This is a genomic window from Sphingopyxis sp. EU05-FHT14B03 (genome assembly GCF_058790875.1).
The window spans coordinates 283,102-308,536 of the sequence record NZ_JBYTDC010000001.1 but is presented as its reverse complement, the minus strand read 5'-3'; the positions used below and the strand labels follow the sequence as shown (position 1 = coordinate 308,536).

At 65.6% G+C, this 25,435-nt stretch carries 18 protein-coding genes; 13 read left to right on the top strand and 5 right to left on the bottom strand.

Annotated elements, in window-relative coordinates:
- Positions 1–98: 98 nt before the first annotated feature.
- From AC3WS4_RS01600 to AC3WS4_RS01590, 3 genes are read right to left on the bottom strand one after another with little or no spacing between them, the layout of a single operon-like run.
- Positions 99–1,079 (bottom strand): alpha/beta hydrolase, encoded by a 981-nt coding sequence (locus tag AC3WS4_RS01600; protein ID WP_492740113.1) that lies wholly within the window; start codon positions 1,077–1,079, stop codon positions 99–101.
- A gap of 2 nt (positions 1,080–1,081) precedes the next feature.
- Positions 1,082–1,480, bottom strand: a complete 399-nt coding sequence (locus AC3WS4_RS01595; protein WP_492740114.1) for a cupin domain-containing protein — start codon at positions 1,478–1,480, stop codon at positions 1,082–1,084.
- Positions 1,477–2,856 carry a pectate lyase family protein gene (locus AC3WS4_RS01590; RefSeq protein ID WP_492740115.1) on the bottom strand — a complete coding sequence of 460 codons (1,380 nt, stop codon included), beginning with the start codon at positions 2,854–2,856 and terminating at the stop codon, positions 1,477–1,479. Before AC3WS4_RS01590 ends, AC3WS4_RS01595 begins: the two co-directional genes overlap by 4 nt.
- A gap of 259 nt (positions 2,857–3,115) precedes the next feature.
- Here AC3WS4_RS01590 and AC3WS4_RS01585 point away from each other — a divergent pair, with 259 nt between their 5' ends.
- The 3 genes from AC3WS4_RS01585 to AC3WS4_RS01575 all read left to right on the top strand — a co-directional run bounded on the left by AC3WS4_RS01585 (position 3,116) and on the right by AC3WS4_RS01575 (position 8,453).
- Positions 3,116–5,980, top strand: coding sequence for a TonB-dependent receptor (locus AC3WS4_RS01585; protein WP_492740116.1), 2,865 nt, complete (start codon positions 3,116–3,118; stop codon positions 5,978–5,980).
- Positions 5,981–6,056: 76 nt separating this feature from the next.
- Complete coding sequence (locus AC3WS4_RS01580) at positions 6,057–7,670, top strand: family 43 glycosylhydrolase (RefSeq protein WP_492740117.1); 1,614 nt, start codon at positions 6,057–6,059, stop codon at positions 7,668–7,670.
- Positions 7,671–8,009: 339 nt separating this feature from the next.
- A complete protein-coding gene (locus tag AC3WS4_RS01575; protein WP_492740118.1) occupies positions 8,010–8,453 on the top strand; it encodes a hypothetical protein in 444 nt (147 codons plus the stop codon).
- 158 nt (positions 8,454–8,611) lie between these two features.
- Here the strand turns inward: AC3WS4_RS01575 and AC3WS4_RS01570 are convergent, their stop codons facing one another.
- Complete coding sequence (locus tag AC3WS4_RS01570) at positions 8,612–10,132, bottom strand: UxaA family hydrolase (protein WP_492740119.1); 1,521 nt, start codon at positions 10,130–10,132, stop codon at positions 8,612–8,614.
- Positions 10,133–10,136: 4 nt separating this feature from the next.
- A complete protein-coding gene (locus AC3WS4_RS01565; protein WP_492740121.1) occupies positions 10,137–11,186 on the bottom strand; it encodes a LacI family DNA-binding transcriptional regulator in 1,050 nt (349 codons plus the stop codon).
- A gap of 146 nt (positions 11,187–11,332) precedes the next feature.
- On the opposite strand from AC3WS4_RS01565, the gene AC3WS4_RS01560 reads away from it, so the two are divergent.
- The 10 genes from AC3WS4_RS01560 to AC3WS4_RS01515 all read left to right on the top strand — a co-directional run bounded on the left by AC3WS4_RS01560 (position 11,333) and on the right by AC3WS4_RS01515 (position 25,425).
- On the top strand, positions 11,333–12,127 hold the full coding sequence (locus tag AC3WS4_RS01560) for a 2-keto-4-pentenoate hydratase (RefSeq protein WP_492740122.1): 795 nt from the start codon (positions 11,333–11,335) through the stop codon (positions 12,125–12,127).
- Positions 12,128–12,152: 25 nt separating this feature from the next.
- Positions 12,153–13,469, top strand: coding sequence for an MFS transporter (locus AC3WS4_RS01555; protein WP_056349337.1), 1,317 nt, complete (start codon positions 12,153–12,155; stop codon positions 13,467–13,469).
- Positions 13,466–14,878, top strand: a complete 1,413-nt coding sequence (uxaC, locus tag AC3WS4_RS01550) for a glucuronate isomerase (RefSeq protein WP_492740124.1) — start codon at positions 13,466–13,468, stop codon at positions 14,876–14,878. The genes AC3WS4_RS01555 and uxaC overlap by 4 nt, the downstream gene beginning before the upstream one ends.
- Entirely contained in the window at positions 14,875–16,197 is a 1,323-nt protein-coding gene (locus AC3WS4_RS01545) for a mannitol dehydrogenase family protein (protein ID WP_492740125.1), read from the top strand. The genes uxaC and AC3WS4_RS01545 overlap by 4 nt, the downstream gene beginning before the upstream one ends.
- Before the next feature lie 58 nt (positions 16,198–16,255).
- Positions 16,256–16,594, top strand: coding sequence for a DUF485 domain-containing protein (locus AC3WS4_RS01540; RefSeq protein ID WP_262408112.1), 339 nt, complete (start codon positions 16,256–16,258; stop codon positions 16,592–16,594).
- Positions 16,591–18,303, top strand: coding sequence for a cation acetate symporter (locus AC3WS4_RS01535; RefSeq protein WP_492740127.1), 1,713 nt, complete (start codon positions 16,591–16,593; stop codon positions 18,301–18,303). Before AC3WS4_RS01540 ends, AC3WS4_RS01535 begins: the two co-directional genes overlap by 4 nt.
- A gap of 272 nt (positions 18,304–18,575) precedes the next feature.
- Positions 18,576–20,912: a TonB-dependent receptor gene (locus AC3WS4_RS01530; protein WP_492742589.1), complete on the top strand. Its 2,337-nt coding sequence runs from the start codon at positions 18,576–18,578 to the stop codon at positions 20,910–20,912.
- Positions 20,913–20,990: 78 nt separating this feature from the next.
- The gene (locus AC3WS4_RS01525) at positions 20,991–22,223 is read left to right on the top strand and encodes a spinster family MFS transporter (protein WP_492740349.1); all 1,233 of its coding nucleotides are present in this window, start codon (positions 20,991–20,993) and stop codon (positions 22,221–22,223) included.
- Positions 22,220–23,845, top strand: a complete 1,626-nt coding sequence (locus tag AC3WS4_RS01520; RefSeq protein WP_492740129.1) for a carboxylesterase/lipase family protein — start codon at positions 22,220–22,222, stop codon at positions 23,843–23,845. Before AC3WS4_RS01525 ends, AC3WS4_RS01520 begins: the two co-directional genes overlap by 4 nt.
- On the top strand, positions 23,842–25,425 hold the full coding sequence (locus AC3WS4_RS01515; protein ID WP_492740130.1) for an AMP-binding protein: 1,584 nt from the start codon (positions 23,842–23,844) through the stop codon (positions 25,423–25,425). The genes AC3WS4_RS01520 and AC3WS4_RS01515 overlap by 4 nt, the downstream gene beginning before the upstream one ends.
- Positions 25,426–25,435: the final 10 nt, after the last annotated feature.

The following is a 25,435-nucleotide window of genomic DNA, read 5'->3' as shown; positions in this document are numbered from 1 at the left end:
AACTCTACCACGTCATCCCGGCGAAGGCCGGGATCCCGGCGGTGCAGCAGGATGTGAGGGCGAGATCCCGGCCTTCGCCGGGATGACGGAAGCGGAGGTCAAACGATCTTCTGCGCCGCGAGCCAGTTCCACAGCAGTTCGGGCCACGCAGCAACGGGCAGCCCTGCAGTCTTCATCAACCCGAAGCCATGGCCACCCTTGGCGAAATAATGGGCTTCGCAGGGAACGCCGACCGCGCGCGCGGCATCTTGGAGGCGCAGGCTGTTCTCGACCTTCACGACATTATCGTCCTCGGCATGAAGGAGAAACAGCGACGGCATGTCGGCGCGGACCTGCCGCTCGGGCGAGTAGAGCGCCGCGCGCGTCGCGTCGGGGGCGGGGCCGAGCAATTTTTCTCGGCTGACGGCGTGGGCGATCGCCGGGTCCATCGACACCACCGGGTAAAAGGCGGCGAGGGTGTCGGGGCGCGCCGACAGCGGGTCGGCGGCGTCGACCGGCGCATAGACCTTGGCATCGAAGCGCGTCAGCAGGCTGGTCGCGACATGGCCGCCCGCCGAAAAGCCACCGAAGGCGACGCGCGCCGGGTCGATGCCGTCGGCCTTCGCCCGGCTGCGCACCAGCCGCACCGCGCGCTGCGCATCGGCGAGTGGGACGTTCGAGCGGTCGGCCCAGCCGTCACCGGGCAGGCGGTAGAAGAGGACATAGACGGTGACCCCGCGATCGCGGAGCCAGCGCGCCAGCTCATAACCTTCCTTGTCGACCACGACGTAGCGATAGCCGCCGCCGGGGGCGAGAATCACCGCCGCGCCATTGGGCTTTTCGGGGCGGAAGATGTCGAGGCGCGGGCGGGTGATGCCCTGCAGCATTCGGTCGCTGGCGTTCGGGTCGTCGCTGCGCTGGACCACGCTTTCGACCAAGCCCGCCGGCACCGCCAGATGGCCCTCGGGCCACAGCGCGATACTGTCGTCGGGCGCGAGGCCGGCCGGGCGCGTCCAGGCGCTTTTCGCGCTGGCGTTTCCCGTGGCGATCAGCGGCAGCGTCAGCCCGGCGGCGAGCAGGAGGCGGCGACCGAACCGCATCGCTATTCGGCCGCCTTGTTGGGATAGGCGATGATCAGCACCAGCGGTGCCTTGCCGGTCTGGCGGATGCCGACCTTCGCGCCCTTGTAAAGCCAGGCGGCGGTGCCAGCCTTGAGGTCCTTCTCCTCGCCGTCCGAATGGACGATGCCGGTACCCGACAGGACATAATAGATTTCGTCATGGTCGATCGGATGGACACCGATCGCGGCGCCGACGTGCAGCGCGCGCTTGCGGAATTCGAAGCTGCGCGGCGCGGGGACGGCATCGCTGATCCGGTACGCCGTCGACATCCCGATCGCGCCGTGCGGCGGCGCTTCCTCGCGTAGCGTCGCGGCCTCGTCGATCACGACCATCGCGGGCGCCGCGCCGCCGGCGAGGAGCAGGGCGAGCAGCGCGCTCATTTCACGCCGCCGCGCGAATCGAGGTCGCGCGCCGACAGATGCTCCTGCGGCATCGGCGCGGTCTGGCCGGGATAGAGGCCCGACCGTGGCTCCATCGTCGCGAGGTTCCAGTCGTCCGCGACGAAGGGCGCGCGCACCGCCGACGCGACCTTCGGATAGCCGCTGACCTCCTTCTCGTCGTCGATCACCTCGCCGCGGCCTTCGGCGACGAAGAACAGCACGCGAATCTCCTCGGCATCGCGCGCCCAGGGCCGCGCCCCCGCCGTCGCGAGCAGCGCGGTTTCGACGTCGCGCACCGGCAGGATCCTGTATCCCGCGATCGGCGCGAGCGGCGCCTTGGCGCGGATCAGTTGCGCGCGCGTTTCGCCATAGCGGCCAACCTCGGGTAGCGGCTCGCCATGGCGATCGACCGCCAGATTGTCCTTGCCATAATATTCGAGATCGCCGTCGCCGCCGAGCATCAGGAAGGGCAGGTTCGGATCGGTGTCGTTGCCGCCGCGCATGACGTTGGCGATCGCGGTGATCTGGCCCGTCACATAGGGATGGCCGACCCATTCGAGGTTCATCAGATTATAGTGTACCGCGCGGTGCTGCGGATTGTAGATCAGGTTGTTGATCATCAGCGCCTGCGCGCCGCCCTTGACCAGCGGATTGCGCTCGACATTATGCGCCCAGACATTGCGGTAAAAGACGATGCCGGTGGCGTTGTCGTGGATCAGCGACCCCTTGCTGTGCTCGCCCTTGGGGTGGCTCGCGTCGGCGAGGCCTTCGGCGGCGAGATTGTTCGAAAAAGTGATATTGTGGCTGGTGCCCTGGCGCCATTCGTCGACCGTCTTGCCGGTGAAGCGCGGGCCCGACGCCGACATATTCTCGTCGATCGCCCACAGGAAGGTGCAATGGTCGACGATCACATTGGCGGCGGCGACGGTCGAAAAGGCGTCGGCCTCCCACCCGCTGCGCTTCGGTTGGCCGTCGACCCCGGTATAGACGCGCAGGTGACGAAAGATCACGTCGTGCGTCTTCACGTCGATGCCGGTGCGAATCAGCGTGATGCCGGGACCCGGCGCGGTCTGGCCGGCGATGGTGAGGAAGGGGTGCTTCACCTCGATCGTCGTGCGCCCCATGTCGATCACGCCGCCGACCTCGAACACGACAATGCGCGGTCCGGGGGTCTCGATCGCCGCTTTCAGCGAGCCGGGGCCGTCGGGCGCGAGCGTCGTCACGCGCAGGATCTGGCCACCGCGCCCGCCGGCCGTCTGCGCCGCCGGACCCACCGCGCCGGGAAAGGCGAGGGGGGACGAATCGGCCGCGGTTGCGGGGTGTGCGACGATGGTCGGCGTCAGCAAAAGCGCTGCAAGCCAGAGCTTTTTCAGCATCCTGCCTCTCCTTCTCATTGGGGTATTGACACAATGGTCACATTCCTTCAATCTTCCTGACACCGGTTACCCCAACCGGTCAACGAGAAAATATTGTCGGGGAGAGGCCAATGGATGGCCCGTCGCGAAATCGCGACGGCATTGCGCTACTCTCTTAAATTTCTGGACAAAGGATCGGGGCGATCGACTTTGTCGCGTAAAGTAACCGGTGTCATTCTTGCCTGAAGCGCTGGATGGACTGGTAAAAGGGAGGAACATGATGGCTATTCACGCAATGCAGGGCGTCCGCAATTTGAGCAGGTTGGCATGCGGCGTTTCGCTTGCCGTGCTGATGGCGTCGCCCGCCTGGGCGCAGGACGCGGCCGACGCCGCCGCGCCCGCCGACGAGGTCGCCCCCGAAGACGAAATCGTCGTCACCGGTTTTCGGGCCTCGCTGGAGGCCGCGCTCAACGTCAAGCGCGACTCGGTCGGTGCGGTCGACGCGATCGTCGCCGAGGACATCGCCAAATTCCCCGACCAGAATCTCGCCGAATCGCTGCAGCGCATTCCCGGAATCTCGATCCAGCGTGACGGTGGCGAGGGCCGGGCGATCACCGTTCGCGGGCTCGGTGCGCAATTCACCCGCGTTCGCGTGAACGGGCTGGAGACCATCGCGACCTCGACCGACGGTGCGTCGTCGAACCGTGATCGTTCGTTCGACTTCAACGTCTTCGCGTCCGAGCTGTTCAGCAGCATCGTCGTTCACAAGACCGCCGAAGCCTCGCTCGACGAAGGCTCGCTCGGCGCGGTGGTCGACCTCAACACCGGCAATCCGCTGGGTGGAAAATCCGGGCTGCGCGGTGCGCTGTCGATCGTCGGTTCCTATAACGACCTGTCGAACAATGTCGGGCCGCGCGTCGCCGGGCTGCTGAGCTGGCGCAACGATGCCGGCACCTTCGGCGTGGCGGTGTCCGGTGCCTATTCGAAGAGCGATACGCTGGAGCTTGGCAACAACTCGGTCCGCTGGGCGCAGGCACGGTTCGACTCGGTGGATGGAACCAACTGCTGGACCACCGCGAACAGCGGCGGCACCTATGTTCCCAGCGCCGGATGCACAAAGGCCGCCCTGTCCTTTCACCCCCGTATCCCGCGCTATGGCGAGATCGAACATCGCCGTGAACGATTGGGGCTGACGGCTTCGGTCCAGTTCGAACCGAGCGATTCGACGAAATTCTCGATCGATGGCCTCTATTCGCGCTTCAAGGAAAGCCGTGAAGAGAAATGGGGTGAGGTGCTGCTGCGGTCGAACGAGCGTTCGATCAACGTGGTCAACCCGGTTTACGATGCCGACAACAATATGATTTCGGCGACGCTGAACGATGTGTACGTCCGCACCGAACATTATCTGCGCAAATCGGATACCGAATTCTATCAGCTTGGCGGAACCTGGGACCAGGATATTTCCGACAGCCTTCGTTTCACCCTGCTCGGCGGCTTTTCGAAATCGAACGCCGACATTCCGGTCGAAACGACGGTCGTGTTCGATGACCGTGATGCCCAGAATTATTTCTACGATTACAGTGATATGAAGAGTCCGGTGCTGACTTTCGGCACCAGCGTCACCGATCCGGCGAACTTCCAGCTCGCCGAAATCCGCGATCGTCCGTCGAACGTCACCAACCGGTTCAAGACGGTCCAGCTGCGCACCGAATGGGATGTCGCCGACGGATTCCAGGTCAAGGCGGGCGGCATGTGGCGCCGGTTCAATTTCGACACCATGGCCTTCACTCGCGACACCGCGGTGTGCGGAAATGGCGGTACCAGCCTCGTGACGAGCACGTCGGGGACGATCACCTGCACGCCGACCAGCCTCTTCGGCCCGAACGCCGTCTATGGCTTCCCGGTCACGGCGGCCCTGTCGGAGCTGTTCACGCTCGGCCAGGCGGGACAACCGGCGGGCACGACGACGCAGTGGCTGATTCCGGCGTTCCCGGCCGCGACCGATTTCACCCGGCTCTACAGTCGCAACCCCGCGATCGATGCGGCAAACACCCGTTCGGTGCAGGAAACCACATCGGGCGGCTATCTTCAGTTCGATGCCAAGGGTGAACTTTTCGGGCTCGAATATGCGGCCAATGCCGGCATCCGTTATGTCCGGACGGCGCAGATCTCGTCGGCGGCCAATGGCGTGAGCGTCAAGCGCAGCTATGACGACTGGCTGCCGTCGGTCAACGTCGCGCTCTACCCTTCGCAGGATGTCGTCGTGCGCGGCGCGATCGGCAAGGTGATGACGCGGCCGAGCTTCGGCAACCTCAATCCCAGCGGCACCTTCGACGGCTTCAACTATCGCGCGACTTACGGGAACCCCTATCTCAACCCCTATCGCGCGACCAATTTCGATGCCGCGATCGAATGGTATTTCGCACCGCAGGCGCTGCTGTCGGTCGCCGGCTTCGTGAAAAAGGTGGAAAGCTTCCCGGTGGCCGGCGCCTATCAGGCGACGCTGGCGCAACTCGGCGTCGACCGGAGCGTGCTGCTGCCCAGCTCGCCCGCCTATATCGCGAACGACCCCAACCAACTGTATACGGTTTCGGCGCAGGTCAACGGGACGGGTGCGACGCTGAAGGGTGTCGAACTGGCCGCCCAGATCCCGTTCAGTGCGTTCGTCGAAGACGGCCTGCTCAGCCACTTCGGGGTGCTCGCCAACGCGACCTTCATCAGCTCGACGGCCGACTATACGGTGCAGGGGCCGGCGATCACCGATTGCGTGCTGCCCGCATGCAGCTTCGGCCCGCTGATCAGCGGGCCGCGTTCCTCGACCCTGTTCGGCGTGTCGAAGCGCGCTTACAACGCTACGCTCTATTATGACGACGGGGCCTTCAGCGCGCGCGCATCGGCAAGCTATCGCAGCCGCTATGTCGATTCGAACAGCGGCACCGGCAATGTCTTCGAAGGTTATGGCGCGACATGGAATGTCGATGCGTCGATCCGTTACAAGCTGACCGAGTGGGTCGAACTGTCGGTCGAGGGGACCAATCTGCTCGACACCTATCGCTATCGTTTCACCGATTTCGATGCCGACCGCAGTTACGAGAACAACCATTTCGGCCGCACCATCCTGTTCGGTGCGCGTTTCAAGATGTGATGATCGCGAGCTAGTCCCCGGAAAGGCCCGGTCTTCGCTTGCGGGGGCCGGGCCTTTCTTTTTCGAGGAACGCATGATGACCCATCGCCGCGAGATGCTGAAACTGGCCGGAACCGGGCTGCTAGCGACCGGCCTGTCGGGATTGGCCGCCCCCGCCGCGCTGGCGCAGGCAGCGCCCGCGCCGGGCGGCGTCGCGCCGCCCTGGGCCAGGGGCTTCGACGGCCAGCGCAAGGCCGACCTCGGCGACGGACGCTTCCTCAACCCGATCATGGCGGGCGACCATCCCGATCCGTCGATCCTGAAGGACGGCGCCGATTATTACATGACCTTCTCGACCTTCGACAGCTATCCGGGGCTGGTCATCTGGCATTCGCGCGACCTGGTGAACTGGCGACCGATCGGCCCGGCCTTGCACCGGAATATCGGGTCGGTGTGGGCGCCTGAACTCTGCAAGCACAAGGGGCGCTTCTACCTCTACATCCCCACCAAGGGCCCGAACACCAGCTGGGTGATCTGGGCCGACCGGATCGAGGGGCCGTGGAGCGACCCCGTCGACCTGAACCTGCCCAACCATATCGACCCCGGCCATGCGGTGGGTGAGGACGGATCGCGCTGGCTGTTCCTGTCGGGGGGCGACCGGGTGCGGCTGGCGGACGACGGCCTGTCGCGGATCGGCGAACCCGAACATGTCTATGACCCCTGGCGCTATCCGTCGGACTGGGTGGTCGAGGGCTTCGCGCCCGAGGGGCCGAAGATCACCCGTCACGGCGATTATTATTACATGGTCACCGCGGTCGGCGGCACCGCCGGCCCGCCGACCGGCCATATGGTGATCGCCGCCCGCTCGAAGTCGATCCATGGCCCGTGGGAAAATTGCCCGGCGAACCCGCTCGTCCACACCAAATCGGCGGGCGAAAAATGGTGGTCGCGCGGTCATGCGACGCTGGTCGAAGGCCCGGCGGGTGACTGGTGGAGCGTCTATCACGGGTTCGAGAACGGCTATTGGACGCTGGGGCGGCAGGCGCTGCTCGACCCGATCGAGTGGACCGACGACGGCTGGTTTCGCATGACGGGCGGCGATTTGTCGCAGCCGATCGCCAAGCCCGAGGGCGGGGCCGTCGCGGGATCGCATGGCATGGCTCTGTCCGACGATTTCAAGACGCTGGCGCTCGGCGCCAAATGGAATTTCTTCAAGCCCGCCCCCGACGAGCGCGACCGCGCGCGGGTCGAGAATGGCGCGCTGCTACTCACGGCGCGCGGCAAGGCGCCGTCGGATTCGTCGCCGCTGCTGCTGATCGCGGGCGATCAGGCGTACAGGTTCGAATGCGATATCGAGATCGCGCCGGGCGGGGTCGCCGGGCTGATCCTTTTCTATGACGAAAAGCTGTACTGCGGCCTCGGCTTCGACGGCGAGCGCTTCGTCACCCACCAATATGGTATCGAACGCGGCCGCCCGGCCAATCCGCATGGCCGCACGATGCGGATGCGGGTGACCAACGACCGGCATATCGTCACCTATGACACCAGCGGCGACGGCGGAAAGACCTGGCATCGCTTCGATCGCGGTATGGAGGTGTCGGGCTACCACCATAATGTGCGCGGCGGTTTCCTGATGTTGCGGCCGGGACTGTATTCGGCGGGGGCAGGGGAGGCGAAGTTCCGCAACTTCCGCTTCGAGGCGCTGGCGTAGCGATATCTGTTTCGCGCAAAGACGCAAAGACACCAAGTAGGCACGCGCCAAGGATCGGCGCTCGCCTCTCCAATGCGCGAAGAAACCCATGGAACGAATGTCGGCTTTGGGGTGGGAAGCTGGCGTTGCCACTCCTCCCTGTCGCGTAGCGATGGGGAGGTGGCAGCGGCTTTGGCCGCTGACGGAGGGGCCGACGCCGTCAAAAGCTGGCGCGAGGCCGCAGCCCTCCACCACCGCTTCGCGGTGGTTCCCTTCCCCACGGCTACGCCGCAGGGAGGATTTATGTCCGCAACCGGTCGTTTGTCGCCGTTGCCGTGAGGTTTGCAGCGAACGGCCGATATGGAGTGGATTGATAACATCCCAATCGAATGCAAGGATGCCCGAATGCCTATCTGCCGACCGATAGATCCGGGAATAAAACTGAGCGCCGTTGCAAGTGACCTCGTCGGCTTTCAGTGGGACACAAATGGGATCGTAGCTGATTTCATTTTGCCTGATCAGCCAGAACGAAATTTGCGTGTTTCCTTCGATCTTCCGTGCATTGTCAGGGTGCTCGACGAAATGGCATTGAGCACTGAGCAGGATGATACGCCGGATGAAGGCCGTGTGGCGGACCATTTCGCGTATGAAATAACGGGAAGCCGATTTGCTCGCTTGCAATCCGAAACGTGGAAAGAAGTAAGTGATCCCGTTGTGCACTATCAGTTCGTGACCGGTTGGGCCTGCATGGACGTGTTGACTAAGGCGACACCCCGGTTTTCGATCGTCGAACGGAAAAGTTGAACGCCCGCGGTCGATACCGGCCATACCCCATCGGCCTTCGCAAACGGCCAAGATCGCTAGCGAAAAGGTCGCTCGCGGCGGCAACGGGCTTTGCAATTTTGCACGCCTTTTTCGTATCTTCGCGTCTTTGCGCGAAACTTTTCTCGCGCGGCGCCCCCTTAGAGCGTAACGCCCGATTTCCAGATCGCGATGTCGCGTTCCTCATTCGCCTCGGCGCGCGTCGGCGCACCCGAGGCGGTCGCGGCGATCAGGTCGAGCAGCGCATCCGACGCCGCATCGAAACCATCCATCAGCACCCGCCCGGCGTCGAAATCGATCCACCCCGCCTTGCGCCGCGCCAGCGAACTGTTCGAGGCGATCTTGAGCGTCGGGGCGGGGAAGCCGAGCGGGGTGCCGCGCCCGGTGGTGAACAGGATCATCGTCGCGCCCGCGGCGGTGAGCGCGGTCGACGACACCGCGTCATTGCCGGGTGCTTCGAGCAGGGTCAGCCCGGGCAGCACCGCTTCGCAGCCATAGAGTTTGACATCGACGAGCGGTACCTGCCCGCCCTTCTGCACCGCGCCGAGCGACTTTTCCTCGAGCGTCGTGATGCCGCCGGCGATATTGCCGGGGGAGGGGTTTTCGCTCACCGGCTCGCCGTGGCGGATGAAATAGGTTTTGAAGCTGCGGACCAGTTCGGCGGCGCGGTCGAACACCTCGCGCGACACGGCGCGGTCCATCAGCATCTGTTCGGCACCGAAAATTTCGGGGATTTCGGTGAGGATGACCTTGCCGCCCGCTCCCGCGACGGCATCGGCCATGCGCCCGACGAGCGGGTTGGCGGTGAGCCCAGAAAGGCCGTCCGATCCGCCGCATTTGACCCCGAGGGTGAGGGCGGAGAGCGGCACATCGCTGCGTATCGTCGCGGCGGCGATCTCCACCAGCTCATCGACGAGCGTGAGCGCGGCGGCGAGATCGTCCTCGACCGCTTGCGCCGACAGCGTGCGGATGGCCGCGCGCCGATCGGGCGGGATGGTGTCGATCAGCGCGCCGAGCTGGTTGCTCTCGCAGCCGAGCCCGACGATCAGCACCCCGCCGGCGTTCGGATGCTGTGCGAGCGCCGCGAGCAGGCCGCGCGTGTGCCCCAGATCGTCGCCAAGCTGCGAACAGCCGAAGGGGTGTTTGAAAGCATGGACGCCATCGACGCGCCCGGCATGGCGCGCGCCCGCGATCCTTGCGACCCGCGCCGCGAGATTGCCGACGCAGCCCACCGTCGGCAGGATCCAGATTTCGTTGCGCGTGCCGACGCGTCCGTCGGCGCGGCGGTAACCGGCAAAGCTGCGGATCGCGACCGGCGGGGCAGGGGGCGCGGCACCGCGCGGCGCATAATGATAATCGTCGCCGCCGCCGAGCGCGGTCGCCAGATTGTGGCTGTGGACATGCGCGCCCGCCGCGATGTCGGCCGTCGCGACGCCGATCGGAAAGCCATATTTGATCACCGCATCGCCGCGCGCGATCGGCGCGAGGGCGAATTTATGCCCGCGCGGGATGGCGTCGATCAGGGTGATCGTCGCCATATCCACCGTTATGCGATCATCCGCCGCCGTATCGGCCAGACAGGTCGCGACGGTGTCGCCGGGATCGATCCGCAGCGCGGTTACCGGTGTCAACGTCGTCGGGGGATCGGATATATTCGTCATCGCCTCAGCCTTTCGGCGCGGCGACCGACTGGCGTTCGACGAAGGTCGACGCCATGACATTGGGTTCGTCGGACGATTTGGTGCCGATATCGAGGAAGTCGGGGACCAATGTCCGTGCCGCGCGCACCCCCATTTCGCGGATCGGCCAGCGCACGGTGCTCAGCGCGGGCCAGATATGCGTCGCGGTCGGGCTGTCGTCGAAGCCGATGATCGACAGGCCGGCGGGCACCGCGATGCCCTTGCTGTGCGCGACGCTCATGACCCCGGCCGCCATCTCGTCGTTGGAGCAGAAGATCGCGGTCGGCGGCGCGGTCAGCGACAGCAAGGCCTCGCCCGCCTCGATGCCCGCAGTGTAGCGATAATTGCCCGGTGCCGACAGTTCGGCGGGGAGCGTCAGTCCGGCCGCGGCCAGCGCCTCGTGAAAGCCTTTTTCGCGTTCGGCGGCCGACCGGAAACCGACCGGGCCGCGCACGAAACCGATCCGGCGATGGCCGAGTTCGACAAGCTTGCCGACCGCCTCGGCAACGACTTCGCGGTCGTTTGACGACACGCAATGCTTGGCGTCGTCGAGTTGCGCCGATCCGACCCGGACGTAGCGCACGCCCAGATCCTCGCAGAGCGCGGCGAGTTCGTCATTCTCCGAAATCGGCGGCAGCAGCATCGCGCCGATCGGGCGCTGCTTTTCGAGGAACACGCGCACATCGTCGAGCATCCGGTCGGACCCGCGGTCGACCGGGCGGACGAGCAAGGCGAGGTCGCTGTCCTTGATCGCGTCGAGCACGCCCTGCTGGAAATTGAGCACCGTCTGCGCGTTCGGGTTATCGTGGAGCAGCGCGATCAGGAAGTTGCGGCGAAAGGCCAGCGCCCGCGCCTGCGGGTTGGGCACGAAACCGAGCATCTTGATCGCCTGTTCGACCGCCTGGCGCGTCTTGTCGGTAATGAATTCGGACCGGTTGATGACCCGGCTGACGGTCTTTTTCGAGACGCCGGCAAGTGCAGCGACGTCGTTGATCGTCGGTTGCTTGCCGCTTTTTTCCCGCGTGCGTGGCGCCATGGAGGTTTCACTTTTCCTGTGCGGACCCGGTTGGTCCGGCCCGCTGTTTCCTACTGCGCGCCCGCTGTCACAAAATCAACCGCGCTGATGGCTATTCGCTTGCTTTTGACACCGGTGTCTCTTACAGGAATTTTCGGATGAGGGAAATGACAAAGATGCTGGCAACGAGCGAACAACAAGCCATAGCCAAGGCGTTTCTGGCCGCGCGGGCCGCAAAGACACCGCTTACCGACTATCCTGGCGCCATGCCGCAGGGCCTGGCCGAGGCCTATGCGATCCAGGATTCGGCGATCGCCTTCGACGGCCGCCCGATCGGCGGCTGGAAGGTCGGGCGGGTAGCCGACGAACTGGTCGCGCGTTTCGGAGGCCACCGCATCGCGGGGCCGATCTTTACCAATGAGATCGTCGATGCCGCCGACGGGGCGGTCCCCGCCATGCCGGTCTACGGCGGGGGGTTCGCGGCGGCCGAGGCCGAGGTGCTGCTGCGCTTCGGCGACGTGGGTACGCGCGAGTACGACATCGCCTCGGTCCGCGACGCGATCGACGAAGTGCGCACGGGGATCGAGATCGCGAGTTCGCCGTTTCCCGATATCAACAAACATGGCCCCGCGGTCACCGCGTCGGATTATGGCAACAACAAGGGGCTGGTGCTCGGTCCGCGCATCGCGGACTGGCAGGATGCCGACCTGATCGCGATGCCGGTCGAATTCCGCATCGATGGCGAACGGATCGGAGCGGCGACGATGGAAACGATGCTCGACGGTCCCTTCGGATCCGCGCTGTTCCTGATCCGCGCGCTGCGCGCCCGCGGCATCGCCATCCCGCCCGGCACCTGGGTGTCGGCGGGGGCGATCACCGGAGTGCACGAAATTCGCCCCGGCCAGGACGCCGAGGCGCTGTTCGACGGAAAAATCCGCGTCAGCTGCAAAATCACGGGCTAACAAGAGCCGATAACGGGAGAGATTCATGGCACAGGCAATCGCGGACGGAGGTACGGCGTCGCCGGTGCCCCGGGCCGGACGGTACCGCTGGCTGATCATCGCGCTGCTTTTTGCCGCGACGACGGTCAATTATATCGACCGGACGATGCTGGGGCTGCTCGCCCCCGTGCTCGGCGACGATCTCGGCTGGTCCGAGAATGATTATGGCAACATCGTCACCGCCTTCCAGGCGGCTTATGCGATGGGCTTCCTGTTGATGGGCTGGCTGATCGACCGTTTCGGACCGAAGGTCGGCTATGCGATCGCGATTTCGATCTGGACGATCGGCCATGTCGCGCATGGCTTCGCCTCGTCGGTCGTCTCCTTCATGATGGCGCGCGTCATCCTCGGGGTCGGCGAGGCGGGGCATTTCCCGTCGGTCGTCCGCGCATCGAGCGAATGGTTTCCGCAGAAGGAGCGCGCCTATGCCATCGGCTGGGTCAACAGCGCGACGACGATCGGCGTCATCCTGACCGCCCCGACCATCTGGCTGTTCATGGTCTGGATGGGTTTCGACTGGCGCCAGACCTTCATCTACACCGGTATTTTCGGCGCGATCCTGCTCGTCCTGTGGCTCTGGCTGTACAGCAATCCGCGCGAGAGCGGCAAGGTCAGCGAAGCCGAACTCGCATGGATCGAGCATGACCCGCCCGAGAAGATCGAACGCCTCGGCTGGAGTAAGATCGTCACCAAGCGCGAAGCCTGGGCCTTTGCGGTCGGCAAATTCCTGACCGACCCGGTGTGGTTCCTGATGCTGTTCTGGCTGCCCAAATATTTCAGCACGACCTACAATGTCGACCTGAAGGTCGTCCTGCTGCCGATGATCATCATGTATCTGCTGTCCGACGTCGGTAGCATCGTCGGAGGCTGGACCTCGTCGAAGCTGATTCAACAGGGACATAGCGTCAATTTCGCGCGGAAGGTCACGATGCTGGGCGCGGGATTCTGCGTCCTGCCGCTGCTGTTCGTCACCGGCCTCGAAAATATGTGGCTCGCCGTGGTGCTGATCGGCATCGCGCTCGCCGGGCATCAGGCCTTCTCGTCGACGATCCTGTCGATCCCCCCCGACATGTTCCCGAAACGCGCGGTGGGGTCGGTGATCGGGCTCGGCGGGTTCATGGGCGGCGTCGGCGGCATGATCATGGCCAAATCGACCGGCCTCGTCCTCGACGCGACCGGCGGCAACTACACGCTCATCTTCGCCGCGTGCACCACCGTCTATTTCCTCGCGGTGCTGGCGATCCACCTGCTCAGCCCCAAGCTTGCGCCGGTGACCGTAGAAAGCGATGCTGCCCCCGCATGACCCGTCCGCTCGCCCTCAATCCCGATCGCCTGTTCCCGTCGGACCCGGGGCAGCGCGATATCGCGCGGCGGCTCTATGCTGAGGTCGCGGGGCTGCCGATCATCAGCCCGCACGGACACACCGACCCTAGCTGGTTCGCGGACAACGCGCCGTTCGGCAACGCCGCAGAGCTGCTGCTGCACCCCGATCATTATGTGTTTCGCATGCTCTATTCGCAGGGCGTGTCGCTCGACGCGCTCGGCATTCGCAACCCTGCTGCCGATCCGCGCGAAAGCTGGCGGCTGTTCGCCGAGCGCTATCACCTGTTCCGCGGCACCCCGTCGCGGATGTGGATGGACTGGGTGTTCGCCGAGGCGTTCGGGATCGACGTGCAGTTCGAGGGCGCGACGTCGGACCATTATTACGACCGCATCACCGAAGCGCTGGCGACCGACGCCTTTCGCCCGCGCGCCTTGTTCGACCGCTTCGGCATCGAGGTGATCGCGACCACCGAAAGCCCGCTCGACACGCTCGAGCATCATCGCGTGATCCGCGCCGCGAACGACAGCGGCGAATGGGCGGGGCGGGTGATCACCGCCTATCGCCCCGACCCGGTGGTCGACCCCGACTTCGAAGGTTTCTACGCCAATCTCGCGCGCTTCTCCGACCTGACCGGCGAGGACGCGTACAGCTATGCGGGCTATATCGCCGCGCACCGCAAGCGTCGGGCCTTTTTCGCCAGCATGGGCGCGACCTCGACCGACCATGGCCATCCGACCGCCGCGACCGCCGACTTGACGCGCACCGAGTCGGAGGCGCTGTTCGCGCGCGTCACGCGCGGCGAGGTGAGCGCCGCCGACGCCGAGCTGTTCCGCGCCCATATGCTGACGGTGATGGCGGGGATGAGCCTCGACGACGGGCTGGTGATGCAGATTCACCCCGGCGCCTTGCGCAACCACAATGCCTGGCTGTTCGACCATTATGGGCGCGACAAGGGCGCCGATATTCCGATGAGCACCGATTATGTCCAGGCGTTGCGTCCGCTGCTCGGCAAATATGGCAATGAGGCGGCGCTGACGGTCATTCTCTTCACGCTCGACGAGACGAGCTATGCGCGCGAACTCGCGCCGCTCGCGGGCCATTATCCGGCGCTCAAGCTTGGCCCCGCCTGGTGGTTCCACGACAGTCCCGAGGGGATGCGCCGGTTCCGGAATCAGGTCACCGAGACCGCGGGTTTCTACAACACGGTCGGCTTCAACGACGACACCCGCGCCTTTCTGTCGATCCCGGCGCGGCACGACGTCGCGCGGCGGATCGACTGCGGCTTCCTCGCCCAGCTCGTCGCCGAGCACCGCATGGAAGAATGGGAAGCCGCCGAACTGGCGACCGACCTCAGCTACAATCTCGCCAAGGCCGCGTACAAGCTGTGAGGCTTTCGGCGCAAACGCCGCTCCCGGCGTCGGTGCGGGTGCCGGGTTACGACCGCGCCGCGCAGACCGCGGGGATCGTCCATATCGGCATCGGCGCCTTTCACCGCGCGCATCAGGCGGTCTACACCGACGATGCGATGGGCGCGGGCGACCGCGACTGGGGCATCATCGGCGTGTCGCTGCGCTCGGGCGATGTCGCGGCGCAGCTCAATCCGCAGGGCGGGCTTTATGGCGTCGCAACCCGCAGCGCGGCGGGCAGCGCGCTGCGACTGATCGGTGCGGTGCAGAAAGTGCTCGTTGCGGCCGAAGACGGCCAGGCGGTGATCGCCGCTATCGCCGCGCCGACCACGCATATCGTCAGCTTTACGGTGACCGAGAAGGGCTATTTGCGCGGCATCGACGGATCGCTCGACCTCGATGCCGCACGTGGACCATCGAGCCTCTATCGCTTCGTCGGGGCGGCGCTGGCGGCGCGCGCGGCGTCGAGCCTGCCGGGGCTGACGCTGCTCAGCTGCGACAATCTGGCGAACAATGGCGCGGTACTGCGCCGCCTGATGCGCGACTATCTGGCGGCCGACTATCCCGGCCTCACCGGCTGGTTCGACGCCCATTGCCGCTGTCCCGCGACGATGATCGACCGCATCGTTCCCGCGACGACCGAGGCCGACCGCGCTGCGATCGAGGCGGAACTCGGCGTCCGCGACGAGGGCGCGGTGGTCACCGAGGGTTTCAGCCAATGGGTGATCGAGGATGATTTCGCCGGCCCGCGCCCGCGCTGGGAGGCGGTCGGGGCGCAGCTTGTCGGCGATGTCGCGCCCTATGAAACCGCGAAGCTGCGCCTGCTCAACGGCGCGCATTCGGCGCTCGCCTATATCGGGCTGGGGCGGGGGCACGACTATGTCCATCAGGCGATTGCCGACCCGGCGATCCGGCCGCTGATCGAACGGTTGATGCGCGACGAGGCGGCGCCGACGATCGACGCCGCGCCGGGGCAGGACCTGTCCGCCTATGCCGATGCGCTGCTCGACCGCTTCGCCAACCCCGCGCTCGACCATAGGCTGATCCAGATCGCGATGGACGGCAGCCAGAAGATTCCGCAGCGCTGGCTCGAAACGCTGGCCTGGCACCAGCGGCGCGGCGCGCGCTGTCCGTCGCTTCTCGCGGCGATCGATGCGTGGATCGCCTTTTTGCGCGGCGGTGCTTTCCCGGTCGACGACCCGCTCGCCGATCGGCTGCGCGAAGCCGTGGCAGGTCCCGATGCGATGACGGCGCTGTTCGGACCGGTTGGTGTGCTGTCGTCGGAATGGCGGCCCGAATAAGCGCTTGGGTTTCCCGTCCGGCACCCGCATAGCTGTTGCAACAAACGGGAGACACGGTTTGGAACAACGGGGAGAGGGGCAGGGGGCACAAGCCGCCGCCGCGACGCGCGATATTGAGCAGGACGAACGCTATCAACGGCTGGTGACGACGCGGTCGCGCTTCGGCTGGCGGCTGACGATCGTCATGCTGGTCATTTATTTCGGCTATATCCTGCTGATCGCGTTTGAACCGCATATCCTCGCGCGCCCGCTGGGGAGCGGCGTGACCTCGCTCGGCATTCCGCTCGGACTCGGAGTGATCGTCGCGGGCATCTTGCTCACTGCGCTCTATGTGCGCCGTGCCAACAAGATATTCGATCGCGATCTCGATGCGCTGCGCCGGGATTATGGCGCATGAGCCGCTTTCCGATCACCCGCACCGCGCTGATCCTGCTGGCGCTTGGCTGGCCCGCGGTCGCGGCGGCCGATGCGCTGACCGGCCAGACCGAGCAGCAGGCGGCGAACTGGCCGGCGATCCTGATGTTCTCCGCCTTCGTGCTCGCGACTCTCGGCATCACGCGCTGGGCGGCGGGACGCGTGCGTACCGCGTCCGATTTCTACACCGCGGGCGGCGGAATCACGGGGTTCCAGAACGGCCTCGCGATCGCCGGCGACTATATGTCGGCGGCGTCCTTCCTCGGCATTTCGGCACAGATTTTTGCCGATGGCTATGACGGGCTGATCTATTCGACCGGTTTCCTCGTCGGCTGGCCGATCCTGCTTTTCCTGCTCGCCGAGCGGCTGCGCAATCTCGGCCGCTACACCTTCGCTGACGTCGTCAGCTTCCGCTTCGCGCAGACCCCGGTGCGGTTGTTTGCGGCATTCAGTACCCTCGCAGTCGTGCTCTTCTATCTGATCGCACAGATGGTCGGCGCGGGGCAGTTGATCAAACTGCTGTTCGGCTTGCCCTACACCTATGCGGTGCTGATCGTTGGCGCGCTGATGACCTGCTATGTGCTGTTCGGCGGCATGATCGCGACGACCTGGGTCCAGATCATCAAGGCGGTGATGCTGCTCGGCTGCGCAAGCTTCATGGCGTTCGCGGTGCTGTGGAACTTCGGCTTCTCGCCCGAGGCGCTGTTCGCCAGGGCGGTCGAGGTGAAGACCGGGCTTGCCGCCTCGGCGGGTGCGGCGCCCGCGGACGCGGCGGCGAAGGGCCTGTCGATCATGGGGCCGGGCGGCTTCATCAAGGACCCGTTGTCGGCGATCAGCTTCGGCATGGCGCTGATGTTCGGCACCGCGGGCCTGCCGCATATCCTGATGCGCTTCTTCACCGTTCCCGACGCCAAGCAAGCGCGCAAGTCGGTGCTGTGGGCCACGGGCTGGATCGGCTATTTCTATATCCTGACCTTCATCATCGGCTTCGGCGCGATTACCTTCGTTGCGTCGAACCCGGACTATCTGATGCCCGACGGCAGCCTGAAGGGCGGCGGCAATATGGCGGCGATCCACCTCGCTTCGGCGATCGGCGGCGATATCTTCCTGGGGATCGTCAGCGCGGTTGCCTTCGCGACGATCCTCGCGGTGGTCGCGGGGCTGACGCTGTCGGGGGCGTCGGCGGTGTCGCACGACATCTATGCGTCGATCATCAAGCGCGGCAACGCGAAGTCGGAGGATGAGCTCAAGATTTCGCGGCTGACCGTTCCGGTGCTCGCGATCCTGGCGATCCTGCTCGGTATCGCGTTCGAGAAGCAGAATGTCGCCTTCATGGTCAGTCTGGCCTTCGCGCTCGCCGCGTCGGGCAATTTCCCGGTGCTGGTGATGTCGCTGCTGTGGGATGGCTGCACGACGCGCGGCGTCGTCGTCGGCGGCTTCGTCGGGGTGCTGCTGGCGCTGGTGCTGACGATATTGTCGCCGGCGATCTGGGTCGCGGTGCTCGGCCATGCCGAGCCGGTCTTTCCGTACAGCTCGCCGACGATCTTCTCGATGCCCGCGGCGTTCCTCGCGATCTGGCTCGTCTCGCTCGCCGACAAGAGTGGGCGGGCGGCGGTCGACCGGGCGGGTTACCCGGCGCAGCGCGTCCGTGCCGAAACCGGCATCGGCGCGGCGGGGGCTTCGGACCACTAGATATAAGGTGTCACCCTCACCCTTCCGGCGCATCGCGCATCCCTCCCTCTCCCGGCGGGAGAGAGAGGGGGCGGCTGGCAGCGCCGGTGGAAGGGTGACGGCGTGCGTCGCCGAACGGTCGCTTTCACCGCAGATTTCCGCCCAACTTCACACTGAAACGCTCTCCATAAATAATATTCACACACGAGAGAGTGAATATTGACTCACCCGTGAAGCCTCGGCATAAACATCCCGACGCCGACACCCGATCGGCGCATGCTGGGAGAGATATGATGAGGGCAATTTTCTTGGCGTCCGTGTGCGCGGGCGCGCTGTTCACCGTTCCGACCATCGCCGTGGCGCAGGATGCCGGGGGCACCGCCCCGCAGGCCGAGGAGCCGGATGGCGACGACGGGTCGATCATCGTCACCGCCACACGCCGCGCCGAACGCATCCAGGACGTGCCGCTCAGCATCTCGGCCTATTCGCAGGAAGAGCTGACCGAAAAGGGCATCGTCGGTTATGAAGGCATCGGGCGCGAGACGCCGGGCGTCGTGCTCAACAAGCCGACCGCCAACTTCAACAATTTCACCGCCCGCGGCATCGCGACCAACGGCTATAACGCCAACCTGCAAAGCTCGGTCGCGATCTATATCGACGAACTGCCGGTCTCGACGATCGGCAACACCACCGTCGTCGACCCCAATCTGTTCGACGTCGAGCGCGTCGAATTCCTGCGCGGGCCGCAGGGGACGTTGTTCGGATCGGGTTCGCTGTCGGGCGCGATGCGCATCCTGCAGAAAAGCCCCGATCTCAACGATTTCGACACCGCCGCGCTCGTCGATCTCGGGCTGACCGGATCGGACAGCGTTCGTCAGCGTTATAATGCGATGGTCAATGTGCCGCTGGTCGAAGACAAGCTGGCGCTGCGCGTCGTCGGTTTCTATCGTGACGAGGAAGGCTATCTCGACAATGTCGGGACGGGCGTCCACAATTCGAACACGCTGATCGATTATGGCGGTCGCGCCACCCTGCTGTGGAAGCCGACCGACCGGTTGTCGATCAAGCTGCTCGGCAGCTACGAATATAGCAACCCCAAGGACAGCTCGCTGACCAGCCCGTCGCTGGGGCGCAACAAGCGCGTGTCGGACGAACCCGATCGTTTCACCGGCAAGCAACTGATTGCGAACGCGACGATCGACTATGAATTCGATTTCGCCAAACTCACCAGTTCGTCGACCTATTCGGATTTCGAGCAGCGTTTCTACGTCGACCTCGCCGGCACCTTTCAACCCGGCTCGTTCCCGGGCGCGCCGATCGCCTTCGGCCTCGACGCCGATGGTTATGACAAGGTGTTCGTGCAGGAAACGCGGCTCGCCTCGACGCTCGACGGCCCGTTCCAGTTCGTGGTCGGCGGCTTCTATCTCGATCGCCGCCGCGACGTCGATTATTTCTACCGCTCGAGCTTGGCCTTCCTGGCAGAACGCAACTACACTGGGTTGCCCGACAAATATTATCAGAAGCAATATACCCACTCCGTCAGCAAGGAACTCGCGGGCTTTGGCGAGCTGACCTATCGCTTCTCGGACAAGTTCTGGCTGACGGGCGGCATGCGTTACGGCGAGACCTCGGCGCAGGGCTTTACCGAGGCGGGTGGGTACCTCGCCTTTGTGCGCATCCCTCTCCCGGCGCCCAACCCGCCGTTGGACCTCAACTATTTCTCGGTGGCGCTGGGCAACATCCGCAACGTCGCCTTCAACTATTTTCCCGCATATGACGCGGTCACTGGAGTCAAGGCGAAGGGATCAAAGCCGTCCTGGAAAGCGAGCGCGACGTTTAAGCCGAGCGAGAACCTCACCACCTATGCGACCTTTTCGACCGGTTTCCGTGCGCCGATTGTCAACGCCTTTGCCGGCCGGGCGAGTATCGTCGATCCCAACGACATCATCATCCCTTTCGGCGCAACGTCGGACAGCCTGAAAAGCTATGAGGTCGGAGCCAAGGGCCGCTGGCTCGGCGGGCGCGTGTCGATCAACACCGCCTTTTACCTGATCGACTGGAGCAATATCCAGGCGCAGGCGAACCGCGTGTCGGACTCGGTGCAGTTCGCGACCAACATCGGCGCGGCGCAGAGCAAGGGTTTCGAGTTCGAGGTCGCGGTGATCCCTGTGACCGGCTGGTCGATCGGTTTCAACGGCGCCTATAATGACAGCAAGATCACCAGGCTGTCGGCGGCGGAAGCTGCGATTTCGGGCGCGGTGCTCGGGCACCGGCTGTCGGCGCCGCGGATTCAGGGATCGGCCTATATGTCGTATAATTTCAAGATCGGGTCCGACGTCGATGCGTTGCTGGCGGTCAATGCGCAGCATATCGGGTCGTACAACAGCAGCTTCCCGAACACCCCGGGCGCGCCGAACGTGCCGCTCGCGACCTTCGGCAAGACCGATGCTTACAGCAACGTCAACCTCAGCCTCGGGCTGAAGAAGGGCGATATCTCGGCGCAGCTCTATGTCGAGAATGTCTTCGACGATCATTCGATCACCTACATCCATCCCGAGGCCTTCCTGAACAGCCGCTTCGGCACGATGCGGCCGCGCACCTTCGGCATTCGTCTCGGCTACAGTCTCTAAGCCGTGGCGGTCGCCGATCTCTCGCCCTCCGCCGCGCCGGGTGCGCGGCCGAGTGGCAGGCCCGGCTTCGTGCTGGGGATGCTTTGCTTCGTCTATGTCCTGAACTTCCTCGACCGCCAGTTGCTGTCGATCCTCGCCAAGCCGATCCAGGATGCGCTCCAGATCAGCGACGGCCAGCTCGGGCTGATCAGCGGGCTCTATTTCGCGATGTTCTATTGCTTCATCGCGATCCCGGTCGGCTGGTTCGCCGACCGAACGAGCCGCGTCGGGGTGCTGTCGCTCGCCTGCGCGGTGTGGAGCGGCGCGACCGTCGCGTGCGGGATGGCGGCGAACTACACCCAGCTTGCGATCGCGCGCATGGTCGTCGGCTTTGGCGAGGCGGGGGGCGTGCCGCCCTCCTATGCGATCATCACCGACACCTATCCGCCGGGCAAGCGCGCCGCCGCGCTGGGCATCTTCAACCTCGGCCCGGCGATCGGCGCCGCGGCGGGGGTGGCGTTCGGCGCCGCGATCGCCGAGCATTTCGGCTGGCGCATCCCCTTCATCGCGGTCGGCGTCATCGGCATTGTCACCGCGCTGGTCGTGTGGCTGACAGTGCGCGAGCCGAAGCGCGGGGCGACCGATGTTGCGGCGCCGGTTTCGAGTTCGCCTGCGGACGAGAAGGCGGAGTTCTGGCCGACGGTGCGCATGTTCCTGTCGCACCCGATCTTGATGCTCGCGGCGCTCGGCAGCGGCGCGACGCAGTTCGTGACTTACGGCCTCGGCAATTTCGCGGTGCTGTTCCTGATGCGCGAAAAGGGCATGGAACTGGGCGATGTCGCGATCTGGTACGCGCTGGTGCTGCTGGTCGGCATGGGCGGCGGGATGATCGTGTCGGGGCGGGTGATAGACCGCATGGTGCGGAAATCGCGCGCCGGCTATGCGATCGCTCCAGCGCTGTCGCTGGTCGTCGCCATGCCCTTTTATATCGGCTTCGTCTGGGCACCGGGCTGGCCGTTGGCGCTCGCGCTGCTCAGCGTCGTGATGGTCTTCAACTATTTCTATCTCTCGGCATCGGTCGCGCTGGTGCAGGAGGAAGTGAAGCCGAACCAGCGCGTGCTGGCCGGGGCGCTGCTGCTCCTCATCATGAATTTCATCGGGTTGGGACTGGGGCCGACATGGGTCGGTTTCGCAAGCGACTGGTTCAAGGCGCAGGGCGACGCGCACGGGCTGCAGACCGCGCTCTACACGCTGACGCCTTTCTATCTCGTCGCCATCGCTCTCTTTCTCTGGCTCGCACGGCAGCTGCGCCGCGAGGAGGCTTCGGCATGAAAAAGACAACTACGCTGCTCGCCGCCGCGATGCTGGTGGCGACGCCCGCCGTCGCCGCTGCGCCGGTGGTCGACGCCCCCGCCGGATCGGTCGAGGGCAAGGCGGTAGGCAAGGTCCGGATATTCAAGGGCATTCCCTTCGCCCAGGCGCCGGTCGGCCCGCTGCGCTGGAAGCCGCCGGTCGCGCTGCCCGCGTGGCAGGGGGTGCGCAAGGCGCAGAGCTTCGGCGCCGCCTGCATCCAGCCGCGCCCGACCGCGATCGGCATCTATACCAACCCGCCTGCCAAGGCCTCTGAAGACTGTCTGACGCTCAACATCTGGGCGCCCGAGGCGGCCAAGGACGCGCCGGTGATCGTGTGGATCCACGGCGGCGCGCTGACCAACGGTTACAGCCATGAGGCGATGTACGATGGCGCCAAGCTTGCCGCGCGCGGCGCGATTATCGTGTCGATCAACTATCGGCTCGGCGCGCTCGGCTATATGGCGCACCCCGAACTCAGCAAGGAATCGCCCGACGGGGTGTCGGGCAATTATGGGCTGCTCGACCAGATCGCGGCGCTCGAATGGGTAAAGGCGAATATCGGCGCCTTTGGCGGCGACGCGAACAATGTCACCATCGCGGGCGAGTCCGCGGGCGCGCTCAGCGTGATGTATCTGATGACCGCGCCCAAAGCGCGCGGGCTGTTCCACAAGGCCATCGCGCAGAGCGCCTATATGATCTCGACCCCGTCGCTCCGCGAGGCACTGCATGGCGAGGTGCCGGCCGAGACGATGGGGACCAAGGTCGCCGCGGCGCTCGGCGCCGCCGACCTCGCGGCGCTGCGCGCGATGGATGCCACTGCGCTCAACGACGGCGCGCTCAAGGCCGGCTATTTCCCCTGGGGTACCGTCGACGGCAAGGTGCTGCCGCGACAGCTGGTCGACAGTTTCGACCGCGGCGAGCAGGCGCCGGTGGCTATGATCGCGGGGTTCAACATCGGTGAAATCCGCTCGCTGCGTATGCTCGCGCCGCCGGCGCCCGCGAGTGCTGCGGTCTATGAGGCGGCGATCCGCGAGCGTTATGGCGATCTCGCCGATGGCTGGCTCAAGCTCTATCCCGCCAAGGATTTGGGCGAAGCGGTGATCGCGACCACGCGCGACGCGCTCTATGGCTGGACGTCCGAGCGGCTCGCGGTCAAGCAGAGTGCGCTCGGCCAGCCCGCCTATCTCTACCTTTTCGACCATGGCTATCCGGCGACGAGCGAGGCGGGGCTGCACGGCTTCCACGCCGCCGAAATCCCTTATGTGTTCGGCACCGCGACCGACACGCCGCCCTATTGGCCCAAAATCCCCGACACGGTCGCCGAAAAGCGCTTCGCGGCGGCGATGGGCGATTATTGGGTGTCCTTCGCGAAGACCGGCAAGCCCGAGGCAGCGGGTCAGGCGGTCTGGCGTCCCTATGGCCAGGACGCCGCCTTCCTCGCCTTCGCCGACATCCCGCGCCCCGGCGTGCGGCTGATGCCGGGCATGTATGCGCTGCACGAGGCGGCGATGTGCCGCCGCCGCGCCGCCGGCAATCTGCCGTGGAACTGGAACACCGGCATCTTGTCGCCGGTGCTCGTCAAGGGCGCCGATTGTCCATGATCGACGGGAGCATGCAGGATTATCCGCTGACGCTGAACCGCTTCCTCGACCATGCCGCGCGCTGGCATGGCGAGGCCGAGGTGGTGAGCGCGCGCGACGACGGCAGCATCGGTCGTGTCACTTACGCCGCGCTCCGCATCCGCAGTCTGGCGATCTCGTCGCTGCTCGATGGTGTCGGGATCGGGCAGGGCGACCGCGTCGCGACGCTGGCGTGGAACAGCTCGGCGCATGTCGAGCTCTGGTATGCGGTGATGGGCATGGGGGCGGTGTGCCACACGCTCAACCCGCGTCTCACGGGGCCGCAGCTCGCATCGATGGCGGTGCAGTCGGGCGCGAAGATTCTGGTCGCGAGCGCCGACCTGCTACCGCTGGCCAAGCTGATCGCCGAGCGCGCGCCGGCGATCGAGCGCATCTTGCTGATCGATGGTCCGGGAGGCGAGGGCGGCGCGAACGTCCCGGTAACCAAACTCGAAAGCCTGATCGCTGACGCGCCAGATGGCGCCGTCTGGGGCGATTTCCCCGAAACCGCACCCGCGGGCCTCTGCTTCACTTCGGGCACCACCGGCGCGCCGAAGGGCGTGACCTACACGCATCGCGGCAGTTTCCTCCACACGCTGCGCAGCCTGCAGGCCGATGTCATGGCCTTCACCAGCCGCGACGCGGTGCTCGCGGTGGTGCCGATGTTCCACGCCAACGCCTGGGGGCTGCCCTTTGCGCTGCCCGCAGTCGGCGGCAAGCTGGTGCTGCCGGGTCGTCAGGCCGATGGCGCCAGCCTCGCGCGGCTGATCGCCGCCGAGAGGGTGACGATCGGGGTCGGGGTGCCGACGGTTTGGCTGGGGCTGGTCGAACATCTCGAGGCGGTCGGCGGCGAATTGCCGTCGCTCGAACGCCTGATCGTCGGCGGCGCGCCGATGGCTCCGGCGCTGATGGAACGGCTCGAAAGCCGGCTCGGCGTCACCGTGCAGACGAGTTGGGGCATGACCGAATTGTCGCCGCTCGGCGTCATCGCGCCGCCCGACGATCCGCAACGCAGTGCGGCGGTGTCGGGGCGGCCGGCGATCGGCGTCGACCTGCGGCTGACCGATGCAGGCGGCACGCCGCTTCCCGAACAGCGCGGCGGCGAGGGACATTTGTACGTACGCGGCGCGTCGGTAGTCGACCGCTATTTCGGCGAGGAGGCGCCCGCGACCGATGTCGAGGGCTGGTTCCCGACCGGCGACCTCGCGCGCATCGACGCGCGCGGCAATCTGATCATCACCGGCCGCGCCAAGGATCTGATCAAGTCTGGCGGCGAATGGATCAACCCCGCCGAGATCGAGGCGGTGGTCGGGGCCTTGCCGCAGGTGTCGCTCGCCGCCGTCATCGGGCGGCAGGACGCCAAATGGGGCGAGCGCCCGGTGCTGCTGGTCGAGATGCGCGGCGGCGAGGAGATCGACGACGCCGCGCTGCTCGCGCCGCTCGCGGGCCGCGTCGCGACCTGGTGGATTCCCGATGCGGTGGTGCGGCTCGCCGCCATGCCGCTGGCGCCGACCGGAAAAATCGATAAGATTCGCTTGCGGAACGAGCATGGAGCGGGTTGAGCGGACTGCG